At 61.1% G+C, this 13658-nt stretch carries 11 protein-coding genes; 5 read left to right on the top strand and 6 right to left on the bottom strand.

Annotated features, from left to right (window positions below; all coding sequences use genetic code 11):
- Window positions 1-124: 124 nt before the first annotated feature.
- Window positions 125-1885 (top strand): cation:proton antiporter, encoded by a 1761-nt coding sequence (locus ACQKPZ_RS22230; RefSeq protein ID WP_427542221.1) that lies wholly within the window; start codon window positions 125-127, stop codon window positions 1883-1885.
- Window positions 1886-2178: 293 nt separating this feature from the next.
- Here the strand turns inward: ACQKPZ_RS22230 and ACQKPZ_RS22225 are convergent, their stop codons facing one another.
- The 5 genes from ACQKPZ_RS22225 to zwf form a co-directional block, all read right to left on the bottom strand.
- A complete protein-coding gene (locus ACQKPZ_RS22225; RefSeq protein WP_284357001.1) occupies window positions 2179-2586 on the bottom strand; it encodes an SMI1/KNR4 family protein in 408 nt (135 codons plus the stop codon).
- 114 nt (window positions 2587-2700) lie between these two features.
- Complete coding sequence (locus ACQKPZ_RS22220) at window positions 2701-3555, bottom strand: Tim44 domain-containing protein (RefSeq protein ID WP_427542218.1); 855 nt, start codon at window positions 3553-3555, stop codon at window positions 2701-2703.
- A gap of 99 nt (window positions 3556-3654) precedes the next feature.
- Window positions 3655-5841 (bottom strand): DNA helicase II, encoded by a 2187-nt coding sequence (gene uvrD / locus ACQKPZ_RS22215; protein WP_427542216.1) that lies wholly within the window; start codon window positions 5839-5841, stop codon window positions 3655-3657.
- Window positions 5842-5980: 139 nt separating this feature from the next.
- Complete coding sequence (locus ACQKPZ_RS22210; RefSeq protein ID WP_427542213.1) at window positions 5981-6298, bottom strand: hypothetical protein; 318 nt, start codon at window positions 6296-6298, stop codon at window positions 5981-5983.
- An 89-nt stretch (window positions 6299-6387) separates the two neighbouring features.
- Window positions 6388-7830, bottom strand: a complete 1443-nt coding sequence (gene zwf, locus ACQKPZ_RS22205) for a glucose-6-phosphate dehydrogenase (RefSeq protein ID WP_427542210.1) — start codon at window positions 7828-7830, stop codon at window positions 6388-6390.
- A 103-nt stretch (window positions 7831-7933) separates the two neighbouring features.
- On the opposite strand from zwf, the gene hexR reads away from it, so the two are divergent.
- Together hexR and ACQKPZ_RS22195 are read left to right on the top strand one after the other, a co-directional pair.
- The gene (gene hexR / locus ACQKPZ_RS22200) at window positions 7934-8800 is read left to right on the top strand and encodes a transcriptional regulator HexR (protein WP_391131303.1); all 867 of its coding nucleotides are present in this window, start codon (window positions 7934-7936) and stop codon (window positions 8798-8800) included.
- 212 nt (window positions 8801-9012) lie between these two features.
- Complete coding sequence (locus ACQKPZ_RS22195; protein WP_391131305.1) at window positions 9013-9231, top strand: PA3496 family putative envelope integrity protein; 219 nt, start codon at window positions 9013-9015, stop codon at window positions 9229-9231.
- On the opposite strand, the gene ACQKPZ_RS22190 is transcribed toward ACQKPZ_RS22195, so the two are convergent.
- The gene (locus ACQKPZ_RS22190) at window positions 9173-10135 is read right to left on the bottom strand and encodes a LysR family transcriptional regulator (protein WP_427542207.1); all 963 of its coding nucleotides are present in this window, start codon (window positions 10133-10135) and stop codon (window positions 9173-9175) included. The genes ACQKPZ_RS22195 and ACQKPZ_RS22190 overlap by 59 nt on opposite strands.
- Window positions 10136-10324: 189 nt before the next feature.
- Between ACQKPZ_RS22190 and ACQKPZ_RS22185 the strand changes: the two genes are divergently transcribed.
- Complete coding sequence (locus ACQKPZ_RS22185; RefSeq protein WP_427542204.1) at window positions 10325-11740, top strand: acetyl-CoA carboxylase biotin carboxylase subunit; 1416 nt, start codon at window positions 10325-10327, stop codon at window positions 11738-11740.
- A gap of 11 nt (window positions 11741-11751) precedes the next feature.
- The gene (gene oadA, locus ACQKPZ_RS22180; protein WP_427542201.1) at window positions 11752-13560 is read left to right on the top strand and encodes a sodium-extruding oxaloacetate decarboxylase subunit alpha; all 1809 of its coding nucleotides are present in this window, start codon (window positions 11752-11754) and stop codon (window positions 13558-13560) included.
- Window positions 13561-13658: the final 98 nt, after the last annotated feature.

The raw sequence follows: 13658 nt of genomic DNA, 5'->3' as shown, positions 1-13658 counted from the left end.
GCCCATGCAACATGGGGTTTCCTGCATTCAATACAGTATGTACTTGCTGCTCGCTCGGGTTTGCCTTGGCAGAGGAGCGGTCTGCCCAGGCATCCAGAAAAGACGAGAAAAGGAGTATCACGCCATGCATGCCATCAGCTTCATCCAGGACCTGGCAGTCATCATGCTGGTCGCTGGCGTGGTCACTATTCTGTTTCACCGGCTCAAGCAGCCCGTGGTGCTGGGTTACATCGTCGCCGGCTTCATCATTGGCCCGCACACCCCGCCGTTCGGCTTGATCCATGACGAGGACACCATCAAGACCCTCGCCGAGCTGGGGGTGATCTTCCTGATGTTCTGCCTGGGGCTGGAGTTCAGCCTGCGCAAGCTGTTCAAGGTGGGCGCTACGGCGTTTATCGCGGCGTTCCTGGAAATCGTGCTGATGATCTGGATCGGCTTCGAAATCGGCCGCTGGTTCGGCTGGAACACCATGGATTCACTGTTCCTCGGCGCCATCCTGGCCATTTCCTCGACCACCATCATCGTCAAGGCGCTGAATGACCTGAAGATGAAGAACGAGCGCTTTGCCCAGCTGATCTTTGGCGTATTGATCGTCGAGGACATCCTGGGTATCGGTATCATCGCGCTGTTGTCGGGCATCGCCGTCAGCGGCACGGTCAGCTCGGGCGAGGTGTTCTCCACCGTCGGCAAGCTCTCGCTGTTCATGATCGTCGCCTTGGTCATCGGCATCCTGCTGGTGCCGCGCCTGCTGGCCTATGTGGCCAAGTTCGAAAGCAACGAAATGCTGCTGATTACCGTGCTGGGCCTGTGCTTCGGCTTCTGCCTGCTGGTGGTGAAGCTTGAATACAGCATGGTGCTGGGCGCCTTCCTGATTGGCGCGATCATGGCCGAGTCACGCCAGCTACTGAAAATCGAGCGCCTGATCGAGCCGGTGCGCGACATGTTCAGCGCCATCTTCTTCGTTGCCATCGGCCTTATGATCGACCCTCAAGTGCTGGTCGATTACGCCTGGCCGATCGTGGTCATCACCTTGGCGGTAGTGTTGGGCAAGATGCTGTCCTGCGGCATGGGGGCGTTCATTGCCGGCAATGATGGGCGCACGTCGTTGCGGGTTGGCATGGGGCTTTCGCAGATTGGCGAGTTCTCGTTCATCATCGCCGCGCTGGGCATGACCTTGCAGGTGACCAGCGACTTCCTTTACCCCGTGGCGGTCGCCGTATCGGCAATCACCACCCTGTTAACGCCTTACCTGATCCGCGCGGCCGACCCGTTGTCGCAAAAGCTTGGCAATATTGTGCCTAGCCGCCTGGCGCGGGTGCTCTCGTTGTATGGCGAGTGGCTACGCAACATCCAGCCACAGGGCGAGGGCGCCATGCTGGCGGCGATGATCCGGCGCATCCTGTTGCAAGTGGGCGTGAACCTGGCGCTGGTGGTCGCCATCTTCTTCAGTGGCGGCTACTTCGCAGGGCGTATCGGCAACTGGCTTAGTGAGTGGGTCAGCGATGTCAGCCAGCAGAAGGCGATGATCTGGGGGGCGGCGCTGTTGCTGTCGCTGCCCTTCCTGATTGCCGCCTATCGCAAGCTCAAGGCACTGTCGATGCTGCTGGCAGAGATGGGCGTGAAGCCGGAAATGGCCGGGCGGCATACCCAGCGTGTGCGCCGCGTGATTGCCGAGGTCATCCCGCTATTGTCGCTGCTGGTGATTTTCCTGCTGCTTTCGGCGCTTTCAGCGAGCATTCTGCCGACCAGTGAATTGCTGCTGGTGATTGCCGTGGTGGCTGCGGTGGTGGTGGCGTTGTTGTGGCGCTGGTTCATCCGTGTGCATACGCGCATGCAGATTGCTTTGCTGGAGACGCTGGAGAACAGTCGCGAGAACACGCACTGAGGGGAGCAATGCTCCCTGCGCAAGATTTCATCGTCGTCCGAGGGGATGGAGCGGTAGCAATGTCGCCAGGCGCAGAAAGCCTGGCGATTTTAACTCCATTGATGGCACTAAGCCATAATCATTCCTGTTTCTGCCTACGCACGACCTTGTAGGAGCGGCCTTGTGTCGCGATAGGGCTGCGAAGCAGCCCCACGATTTCTGCACTGGTGCGAAGATTGCCGGGGCTGCTTCGCAGCCCTATCGCGACACAAGGCCGCTCCAGGGGCGCGCGCTAACCTGGCAAAGGGTAGTGATCAGCTCTCCAGCCAAACATCCCGCGCCCAGTGCCACACCGATTCCCAGCTGTCTTCGCCAACAATTTCCTCTTCCGCTTCCCACAGCACCACGGTTCCGTCTTCCTCGACGCAGTAGTAGTTGTCGCCGTCCTGGCACAGCGGAATAAGGTCTCGCGGCACGCCGGCATCCCAGGCGTTGGCGGCGACATCGGGCAGGTAAGTGTGCGACTGCGGGTCGGTGACAGTCACCGGCTCCAGCGAGCCATACACCACGTCACTGACGGTCAGTAGAAACTCTTTGAACACGAACGGAATGTTGATGAACAGCTCTTCTTCGATTTCGACCAACTGGTCCTCGTCGGGAAGCTCAAGGGGCACGGGTACGGGCTGATTGGCTTCACGGAGTTGTTCGATCACTTCTTCCACGGTTCACTTCCTCTGACCTAGATGACAACGCTGCGCGTTATACCCTAGTAGGCCACTCTGGCAAAAGCAAAAACCCCGGGACAGGCCCGGGGTTTTTTGTGCAGCACGCAGCGGTTAGCCGTTTTGACGGATACCGGCCACCAGCCAAGGCTGGTTCTCGCCTGGGGCGCGAACCATGTGCCAGCTTTCGCTGAACACTTCGCCCTGGTCGAAGCGCGAGTTCTTCGACACACCACGGAAGGTCAGGGTGGCGTCGGTACGGTCAGCGCGGTCGTCGACACCGTCGAGTTGTACTTCGAGGTTGTCGATGTAGGTGGACTGGAAGCCGTCACCCAGTTCAGCACGCTCGCGCTTGAGGAACTCGAGCATTTGCGGGGTAACGAACTCGGCGATCTTGTCCATTTCGTTGGCATCCCAGTGCTGCTGCAGCGACTGGAAGTGGTTACGGGCGGCAGCCAGGAAGCTTTGCTCGTTGAACCATGCCGGGGCGTTGATTACCGGCGCAGCTGCGGCGGCAGGTGCGGCGGAACTACCAAAGACCGACGGCTGGGCAGGCTGCGCGTGAGCCTCACGCTGCATTGGCGCATGGCCTGGCATGGCCATTTGCGGCTGCTGCTGACGGCGGCGTGCAGCGATGAAGCGGAACACCAGGAAGGCGATGAGCGCCACGATCAGGAAGTCCATGATCTGGAAGCCTTCGAAACCGTCGCCCATGAACATGGACGCCAGCAGACCACCGGCGGCCAGGCCGGCCAGTGGGCCCAACCAGCGCGAAGCACCGCTGGCGGCCGGGGCTGCACGACCAGGTGCGGTCGGCGCGGCGGCAGGCGTGGTTGGCGTAGCCTGACGGGTCTGGTGGATAGGCGCGGAGCCCGAGCTCTTGCCGCCGCCGAAACGCTTGGCATTGGCGTCCAGGCTCAGCGTCAGGCCGACGCAGAGCGCCAGAGCGATGCTAAGAAAACGTTGCATAAGTGGGATATCCCCTGTTGTGGATTGCACGCGCGTCATGGTGCACAGGTTCCCGTGCACATGACCAGCGACAGAGTGTTTCGAGCTTTTGCCTGAATGTTACAGGGCCTCGAGCTTGGCATAGCCCAGCATCAGCCACTTGCTACCTTCGGCAAAATTAACCTGCACCCGCGCTTGGGCTCCGGAGCCCTCGAAGTTGAGGATCACACCCTCGCCAAACACCGCATGCTGAACACGCTGGCCAAGGTTGAAAGCCGTCTGCGGAATGCTGGCATTGGCGAACAGGTTGCTGTTGGTGGCTGCCTTGGCCCCACCGAACGGGCGACTGACACTGTTGGACAGGCGCACTTCCTGGATCAGGCCTGCCGGAATTTCACGTACGAAACGCGACACCTTGTTGTAGGTCTCGCTGCCATAGAGGCGGCGTGTCTCGGCATAGGTCATGATCAGCTGACGCATGGCGCGGGTAATCCCGACATAGGCCAGGCGGCGTTCCTCTTCCAGGCGGCCGGGTTCTTCCAGGCTCATCTTGTGCGGGAACAGGCCTTCTTCCATGCCCACCAGGAACACGTAGGGGAATTCCAGGCCCTTGGCGCTGTGCAACGTCATCAGCTGGATGCTGTCTTCGTGCTCGTCGGCCTGGGTGTCGCCAGCCTCCAGCGAGGCGTGGCCGAGGAAGGCCGAAAGCGGCGAGAGATCGGCGTCTTCGTCGGTGGGCTCGAAGTTGCGCGCTGCGCTGACCAGTTCCTCAAGGTTTTCTACCCGTGCCTGGCCCTTTTCACCTTTTTCTTCCTGGTGATAGATGATCAGCCCGGACTGTTCGATGGTGGTCTGGGTCATGGTATGCAGTGGCATGTCCACGACTTTGGCAGCCAGCCCTTCGATCAGTTCGATGAACGCACCCAGGGCGCTGGCGGCGCGGCCTTTCAGGGCCTTGGCAGCGAGCAGTTGGCACATGGCCTCCCACATTGATGCCTGGCTGTGGCGGGCGTGCTCGCGGATGGCTTCGACGGTTTTCTCGCCAATGCCACGCGGCGGCACATTGATTACCCGCTCCAGGGCAGCATCGTTGCCACGCCCTTCGATCAGCCGCAGGTACGCCATGGCGTTCTTGATTTCGGCGCGTTCGAAGAAGCGCTGGCCACCATAGATACGGTAGGGGACACGCTCGCGCAACAGGGCTTCTTCCAGCACCCGCGACTGGGCGTTGGAACGGTACAGGATGGCGATTTCGTTACGTGCATTGCCCTGCTTGACCAGGCTTTCGATGGTTTCCACCACGTAGCGCGCTTCGTCGTGCTCGTTGTAGGCCGCGTACAGGGTCAGCGGCTCGCCTTCGCCCATGTCGGTCCACAGTTCTTTGCCCAGGCGCCCGGTATTGTTGACGATCAGCGCGTTGGCGGCCTTGAGGATGCCGCCGGTGGAGCGGTAATTCTGCTCAAGGCGGATCATTTCGGCGTCAGGGAAGTCGGCGGTGTACTGGTGAATGTTCTCGATCTTGGCCCCGCGCCAGCCGTAGATCGACTGGTCGTCGTCACCCACCGCCATCAGGCTGTGGCCACCGCGCGCCAGCAGGCGCAGCCAGGCGTACTGCACGGCGTTGGTGTCCTGGAACTCGTCCACCAGCACGTGGCTGAAGCGGCGCTGGTAATGCTCCAGCAGGCCTGGGTGGTCGCGCCACAGGTCCAGGGCACGCAGCAGCAGCTCGGAGAAGTCGATGACCCCGGCGCGCTCACAGGCCTGCTCGTAAGCGGTATAGACCTCGCGCATGGTCGCCAGGAACAGGTCGCCGCCAGCCTGGATATGTTGTGGGCGCAGGCCTTCGTCCTTTTGCCCGTTGATGAACCACTGGGCCTGGCGTGCAGGCCACTTCTGCTCGTCCAGCCCCAGCTCGCGCATCACCCGCTTGATCAGGCGTTGCTGGTCGTCGCTGTCGAGAATCTGGAAGTTCTGCGCCAGCCGCGCTTCCTGCCAGTGTGCCCGCAGCAAACGATGGGCCAGGCCGTGGAACGTGCCGACCCACATGCCTGCCGGGTTGATCCCCAGCAGTTGCTCGATCCGATGGCGCATTTCTGCCGCCGCCTTGTTGGTGAAGGTCACCGACAGGATCGAGTGTGGTGATGCCTGCTCCACCTGGATCAGCCAGGCAATGCGATGCACCAGCACGCGGGTTTTTCCGGAGCCGGCGCCAGCAAGCACCAGTTGACGCCCGAGCTTGGCCGCGACGGCCTGGCGTTGAGCATCGTTGAGGGAGTTCAGCAGGAGGGAGAGGTCATCTGTGTGCATCGGGCCATTCTAGGGCGCAGCAGGGGCAGGGTAAATGGCACTGTATGAATATTCACCCTCTGATGCGGCCATAGGTAGCTCGCGCCTGGTACGAAGCGGTCACGGCAGGCTGTTCGCCTGCCGTGACCGCCAGTCGGCATCAGTGGGTTTCGATGATGTCGGTGATGGTGGCGATCACCTTACCGTCGTGGAAAATATCCACTTTCGGGATTGGGCCATGCTCGCCCGGCAGTTCAATGCGCACTTCCTTGTCGCAGACAACCTGATTGAAGATGCCTTCCTCTTCTTTCAGCTCAAGCTCCAGGGCCAGTGCAAAGGATCTGTCCTGGATGGCGCGCTTGACCAGTACCGGTACTACGCCTGGATGGCCCACGGTGATTGTGCCGTGCACCCGCAGGCGAGTGCCTGGTGGCATCTTGTCGAGCTGGGCTGTCCAGGTTTTGCATTCGATGAACATGTTGATACTCCTGTCTAGGGAAGGGCCGTATGCACCTTCCGAGCGACAGATTGCGTGCAGCGCCTACCCGCAACGCAGAGCGAAGCGCTTCAGCTGTGCCAATGCCTGCCATGCCTGGCCAGCAGGCTGACGGCCTGTTCCGGGCCATTGCTGCCGGCTACATAGTGGCGTGGCGCCTGAAAGTGCTCCTGCCAGCCCTTTATCACCGGGTCGACCCAGTGCCAGGCCGCCTCCACTTCATCGCGGCGCATGAACAGTGTCGAATCACCCTCAACAATGTCCAGCAGCAAGCGTTCGTAAGCCTCCCAACGGCGCGTCTGGCTGAACACCTGGGCCAGGTTCAGGTCCAGGTCTACCGGTTCCAGGCGCATGCCTTTGCCCGGGCTCTTGGTCATCATGCGCAGGCTGATGCGTTCATCCGGTTGCAGCTGGATCAGCAGCTGGTTTACCTGGCCGCCGCTGAACAGCTCATGGGGTACCGGTTTGAACTGGATGACGATTTGTGAAGACCGCCGCGCCATGCGCTTGCCGGTACGCAGGTAGAAGGGCACACCTGCCCAGCGCCAGTTGTCGATGTGCGCCTCCATGGCAACGAAGGTTTCAGTATCGCTGTCGTTGTCGACGTCCTTTTCAAAGTAATAGGCCGGTACTTCCTGGCCGCCGATATGCCCGGCGCCATACTGGCCACGCACGGTCTTGTCCTGCACGTCCTGGCCAGTAATCGGCTTGAGGGCCCGCAGGATCTTCACCTTTTCGTCACGTACCGCTTCAGCCTCGAACTGCGCAGGTGGCTCCATGGCCACGAGGCACAGCAGCTGCAGCAGGTGGTTTTGCAGCATGTCGCGTGTTGCCCCGGCGCGGTCGTAGTACGCGCCGCGGTTCTCTACCCCCAGGGTCTCGCAAACGCTGATCTGCACATGGTCGACCTGGCTGTTGCGCCACACCGGTTCCAGCAGGGCGTTGGCAAAGCGCAGCGCCATCAGGTTCTGTACGGTTTCCTTGCCCAGATAGTGGTCGATGCGAAATACCTGGTTCTCGTCGAACACCGCGCCGATGGCTTCGTTGATGGCGGTGGCAGACGCCAGCGAGTGGCCGATCGGCTTTTCCAGCACGATGCGCGCTTCGGGGTCGGCCAAGCCAGCGTTACGCAGGTGGTTGGCAATTGATACGAACAGGTTGGGATCGGTGGCCAGGTAAAAGATGCGGGTCAGCCCGCCGGGTTCGCCCAGGTAGCGTGCCAGGCGGCCAAAATCGGCGCTTTGCGAAGCATCCATGGCGAAATAGTCGACCCGGGCAGAAAACCGCTGCCACACCTCTTCATCGAAGTCGTTGCGGGCAATCTGAGCCCTGCAGTGGCGCTCGGCGAGCTTGAGATAGTCGTTGCGGGGCAGGTTGCGCCGCGCCAGCGCGATGATGCGCACGGCATTGTTCAGGCGGGTCTCGCGAAACAGGTGATAGAGCGCGGGAAGCAATTTGTGCAGGGCCAGATCGCCGGTGCCACCGAACACCAGAATGTCGCAAGGAATAGTCAAACCGCCACTCTCCACGTTCGTTTAACTGGGCGGGTTGGCGTCCATGTAGTATAACTACAAGAAAGCTACAACCCGGCCAGCCGATCATAACCGAGTCCAGCCCGTGAATCTGTTGCAACATATCGCCCAATCGCGCCACCTGCTGCGCAAATCGGAACTCAAAGTGGCCGACCACGTGCTGCTCGACCCGGCTGCCGTCATGCACAGCTCCATGGCCGACCTGGCGCATAACGTGGGTATCAGTGAACCGACCATCGTGCGTTTCTGCCGGGCCATCGGTTGTTCGGGCTTCCAGGACCTCAAGCTGAAGCTGGCGCAGAGCCTGGCCGCCGGGGCCAGTTTTGGTCAGTTCGCCATCCATGAGGACGACTCGGTTGCCGACTACAGCCTGAAGATTTTCGACACCACCCTGCACACCCTGATGGAAGTGCGCGAGCACCTCGACCCGCATGCGTTGCAACAGGCAGTGAGCGCCATGGCACAGGCGCAGCGGGTGGAGTTCTATGGCTTTGGCGCATCGGGTGCAGTAGCGGCGGACGCCCAGCACAAGTTCTTCCGCCTGTTGCTCAGTGCGGCCGCGTATTCCGACCCGCACATGCAGGCGATGTCGGCGGTTACTCTGAAGCCGGGTGATGTGGCGGTGTGCATTTCCCAGTCGGGCCGCTCCAAGGACCTGCTGATTACCGCCAACCTGGTGCGTGAGAGTGGCGCCAACCTGATTACCCTGTGCCCCAGCCAGACCCCGCTGGCCGAGTTGTCGACGGTCAACCTGGCGATCGATGTGCATGAGGACACCGAAATCTACACACCGCTGACCTCACGTATCGCTCACCTGGTGGTGATCGACGTGTTGGCCATGGGCGTGGCCATGGCGCGTGGGCCGAGCCTGGTCAACCACCTTAAAAGCGTTAAACGCAGTTTGCGCAGCCTGCGTTTGTCGCCCAAGTCGATCAAGGCTACAGACGACTGATCTCATTGCCTGTGCCGGCCTCTTCGCGGGTAAACCCGCTCCCACAGGATAGCCACAGGGCCGAATACTGTGGGGTGCCTGTGGGAGCGGGCGAGCCCGCGAATAGGCCGGTACAGGCAGCGAAAATTCACGATTCTGTCACCATTCCACAGCCAAACCGTAAACCGAACAGGCCAGTCTGAAACTCCCGCATCCTATCTGGGAGACAGGCAATGGCACGCGACCACGAAGGTAACTACCAACCCAACGCCAAGGCTCGCAAACAGCAGGAAAAGGATCAGCGCCGCATGGAATACCGCCGCGCGATCGAGATCTATTGCGACCAACGTCAATTGCTGCGCGACTTGGTGGATTATCCCGAGTTGCAAGCACTCACAGTGTGGCAGTCTTCAGCGTCAGCTTCCCCGAAAAACGCTCAACAAGCGCGCTGATCAACGCACGTTCGCTGCGAATGAACGCCAGAAACGCCAAGGCCACCGGCGATTGCCGCTTGGCCTTGGACTGCACCACGCACCAGCTGCGGTACAGCGGCAGCTCCTCCACCGGTAGCTCCTTCAGCATACCGGTGGCCAGCTCCAGGTTGACTGCATGGCGGGTCAGCAGGGCGATACCCAGGCCGGCGATCACGCACTCGCGTTGGGCATCGGCCGAAGCCACTTCGAGGGTTTGGGTGAAGTGCACGCGTTTGTCCTTGAAGTACTCCTCGCAAGCCTTGCGCGTGCCTGAGCCTTGTTCGCGGACCAGCAGGGTATGAGGCTCCAGGTCCTGCAGGCGCAACTGCTCAAGCTTGCACAGCGCGTGCTCCGGCGGTGCCACTGCCACAATCGGATTGTTCAGGAACGGCAGAAACTCCAGGCCCATGTCCTGCGGCACCATCGACATGATGATCAGGTCGTCACGGTTGTCGGAAAGGCGGCGGATGGCCTGGGCGCGGTTGACCACCGTCAAGGTCAGGTTGACCTCCGGGTGGCGCTGCTTGAAGGCGGCGAACAGGTGTGGCACGAAGTACTTGGCACTGGACTCGATCGCCAGCTTCAGCTGCCCCTGCAGTGAGCCCTGCATGTCAGACAGCTGCATGTCCAGGCTCTCCAGCCGCCCGAAAATGTCACGGCTTGCGCGTTGCAGGGCTTCGGCCGCTTCGGTCAGGTAGAGCTTCTTGCCCACGTACTCGAACAGCGGCTGGCCGATCAGCTCTTCAAGCTGGCGGATCTGTAGACTAACGGCGGGTTGCGTCAGCGCCATCTCCTCCGCCGCTCGGCTGTACGAGCGCAAATCGCACACCTCATTGAAGATCTGCAATTGACGCAAAGTCATACGCATCAAGGACTTACGCATTTTTATCGGCTCTTCGGCAATACCTTGTTACCTAACTATAAGCTTTTGCTAATGCTGTCCCTAACAAATATTGATTTTTGTTTATCGACCTACAGCGCTAGGGTGAATACGCGACTGGCCAGCAACGACTGGTCACGCGCCGACCGGTAGAACCGGCTCGACTGTTCCTACGGCTTTGGGAAGACTCCAGTGATAAAAAAAATCCTGATCGCCAACCGAGGTGAAATCGCAGTTCGGATCGTGCGTGCTTGCGCCGAGATGGGCATACGCTCGGTAGCGATCTATTCCGACGCCGATCGGCACGCCTTGCATGTCAAACGCGCCGATGAAGCCCACAGCATTGGTGCCGAGCCGCTGGCCGGTTACCTGAACCCGCGCAAGCTGGTGAACCTGGCTGTGGAAACCGGCTGTGATGCCCTGCACCCGGGCTATGGTTTCCTGTCGGAAAACGCTGAACTGGCAGAGATCTGCGCCGAGCGCGGGATCAAGTTCATCGGCCCGGCCGCCGACGTGATTCGCCGCATGGGCGACAAGACCGAAGCGCGCCGCACCATGATCGCCGCCGGTGTACCGGTAACCCCCGGTACCGAAGGCAACGTTGCCGATATTCATGAAGCCCTGAGCGAAGGTGAGCGCATCGGTTACCCGGTGATGCTCAAGGCCACTTCAGGTGGTGGCGGCCGCGGTATTCGCCGTTGCAACAGCCGCGAAGAACTGGAACAGAACTTCCCCCGGGTCATTTCCGAGGCCACCAAGGCCTTTGGCTCGGCCGAAGTGTTCCTGGAAAAGTGCATCGTCAACCCCAAGCACATCGAGGCGCAGATCCTCGGTGACAGCTTCGGCAACGTGGTGCACCTGTTCGAGCGCGACTGTTCGATCCAGCGTCGTAACCAGAAGCTCATCGAAATTGCGCCAAGCCCACAGCTCACCCCCGAGCAGCGCGCCTATATCGGCGACCTGGCGGTGCGTGCGGCCAAGGCCGTGAACTACGAGAACGCCGGTACCGTGGAGTTCCTGCTCGCCGATGGCGAGGTGTACTTCATGGAAATGAACACCCGGGTGCAGGTGGAACACACCATCACCGAGGAAATCACCGGTATCGACATCGTCCGTGAGCAGATCCGCATTGCCTCGGGCCTGCCGCTGTCGGTCAAGCAGGAAGACATCCTGCACCGCGGTTACGCGCTGCAGTTCCGTATCAACGCCGAAGACCCGAAGAACAACTTCCTGCCCAGCTTCGGCAAGATCACCCGTTACTACGCCCCCGGCGGCCCGGGCGTGCGCACCGACACGGCGATCTACACCGGCTACACCATTCCGCCGTTCTACGACTCCATGTGCCTGAAACTGGTGGTGTGGGCGTTGACCTGGGAAGAAGCCATGGACCGCGGCCTGCGGGCCCTGGACGACATGCGCGTGCAAGGGGTCAAGACCACCGCCGCGTACTACCAGGAAATCCTGCGCAATCCGGAATTCCGTAGCGGCCAGTTCAATACCAGCTTCGTCGAAAGCCACCCTGAACTGACCAACTACTCGATCAAGCGCAAACCCGAAGAGCTGGCCCTGGCCATCGCCGCCGCCATCGCCGCCCACGCAGGCCTGTGAGGAACCCCATAATGTCCAAGAAAATTCACGTAACCGACACGATCCTGCGCGACGCCCACCAGTCCCTGCTGGCTACCCGCATGCGTACCGAAGACATGCTGCCGATCTGCGAAAAGCTCGACAAGGTCGGCTACTGGTCGCTGGAAGTCTGGGGCGGCGCCACCTTCGACGCCTGCGTGCGCTTCCTGAAAGAAGACCCGTGGGAGCGCCTGCGCAAGCTGCGCGCAGCCCTGCCCAATACCCGCCTGCAAATGCTCCTGCGCGGCCAGAACCTGCTGGGCTACCGCCACTACAGTGACGATGTGGTCAAAGCCTTCGTGGCCAAGGCTGCAGTCAACGGCATCGACGTGTTCCGCATCTTCGACGCCATGAACGACGTGCGTAACCTGCGCGTGGCCATCGAAGCGGTCAAGGCCGCCGGCAAGCACGCCCAAGGCACCATCGCCTACACCGTCAGCCCCGTGCACACCATCGACGCTTTTGTAGCCCAGGCCAAACAGATGGAAGCCATGGGTTGCGACTCGATCGCGATCAAGGACATGGCCGGCCTGCTGACGCCGTTCGCTACCGGCGAGCTGGTCAGGGCGCTGAAGGCCGAGCAGTCGCTGCCGGTGTTCATCCACTCCCATGACACCGCTGGCCTGGCTGCCATGTGCCAGCTCAAGGCTGTTGAAAACGGCGCCGATCACATCGACACCGCCATCTCCAGCTTTGCCTGGGGCACCAGCCACCCGGGTACCGAGTCGATGGTTGCTGCGCTCAAGGGCAGCGAATTCGACACTGGCCTGGACCTGGAACTGCTGCAGGAAATCGGCCTGTACTTCTACGCCGTGCGCAAGAAGTACCACCAGTTCGAAAGCGAGTTCACCGCCGTCGACACCCGCGTGCAGGTCAACCAGGTGCCGGGCGGCATGATTTCCAACCTGGCCAACCAGCTCAAGGAGCAGGGCGCACTCAACCGCATGAACGAAGTGCTGGCCGAGATCCCGCGTGTGCGTGAAGACCTTGGCTTCCCGCCGCTGGTCACGCCAACCTCGCAGATTGTCGGCACCCAGGCGTTCTTCAACGTGTTGGCCGGTGAGCGTTACAAGACCATCACCAACGAAGTGAAGCTGTACCTGCAGGGTGGTTATGGCAAGGCCCCTGGCGTGGTCAACGAGCAGCTGCGCCGTCAGGCGATCGGTAGCGAAGAAGTGATCGACGTACGCCCGGCCGACCTGCTGAAGCCGGAAATGACCAAGCTGCGTGGCGACATCGGCGCCCTGGCCCGTTGCGAAGAGGACGTGCTCACCTTCGCCATGTTCCCGGACATCGGCCGCAAGTTCCTCGAAGAGCGCGAAGCCGGCACCCTGACCCCAGAAGCCCTGCTGCCGATTCCGGAAGCCGGCGCGGTGGCGGCCCCGGGCGGTGAAGGCGTACCGACCGAGTTCGTTATCGACGTGCACGGCGAAACCTACCGCGTAGACATCACGGGTGTGGGGGTGAAGGCCGAAGGCAAGCGTCACTTCTACCTGTCGATCGACGGCATGCCGGAAGAGGTGGTGTTCGAGCCGCTCAACGAGTTTGTCGGCGGTGGCGGCAGCAAGCGCAAGCAGGCCAGCGAGCCGGGCCACGTCAGCACCAACATGCCAGGCAACATCGTTGATGTGCTGGTCAAGGAAGGCGACATGGTCAAGGCCGGCCAGGCCGTGCTGATCACCGAAGCCATGAAGATGGAGACCGAAGTGCAGGCCGCCATCGCCGGCAAGGTCGTGGCCATCCACGTGGCCAAGGGCGACCGTGTAACGCCGGGTGAGATCCTGATCGAGATCGAGGGCTGATTTAAGGTTCTTCACGGAATCCCGGGAAAGACAGAAACAAGAACGCCGGTTTGATGGATGATGTTCGTGCGAGCAAACACATCAACAAACCGGCGTTC

The organism is Pseudomonas sp. NPDC089547 (assembly GCF_050280665.1).
In the GTDB taxonomy this organism is placed as follows: domain Bacteria; phylum Pseudomonadota; class Gammaproteobacteria; order Pseudomonadales; family Pseudomonadaceae; genus Aquipseudomonas.
This window is presented reverse-complemented; position numbering and strand designations above follow the sequence as displayed.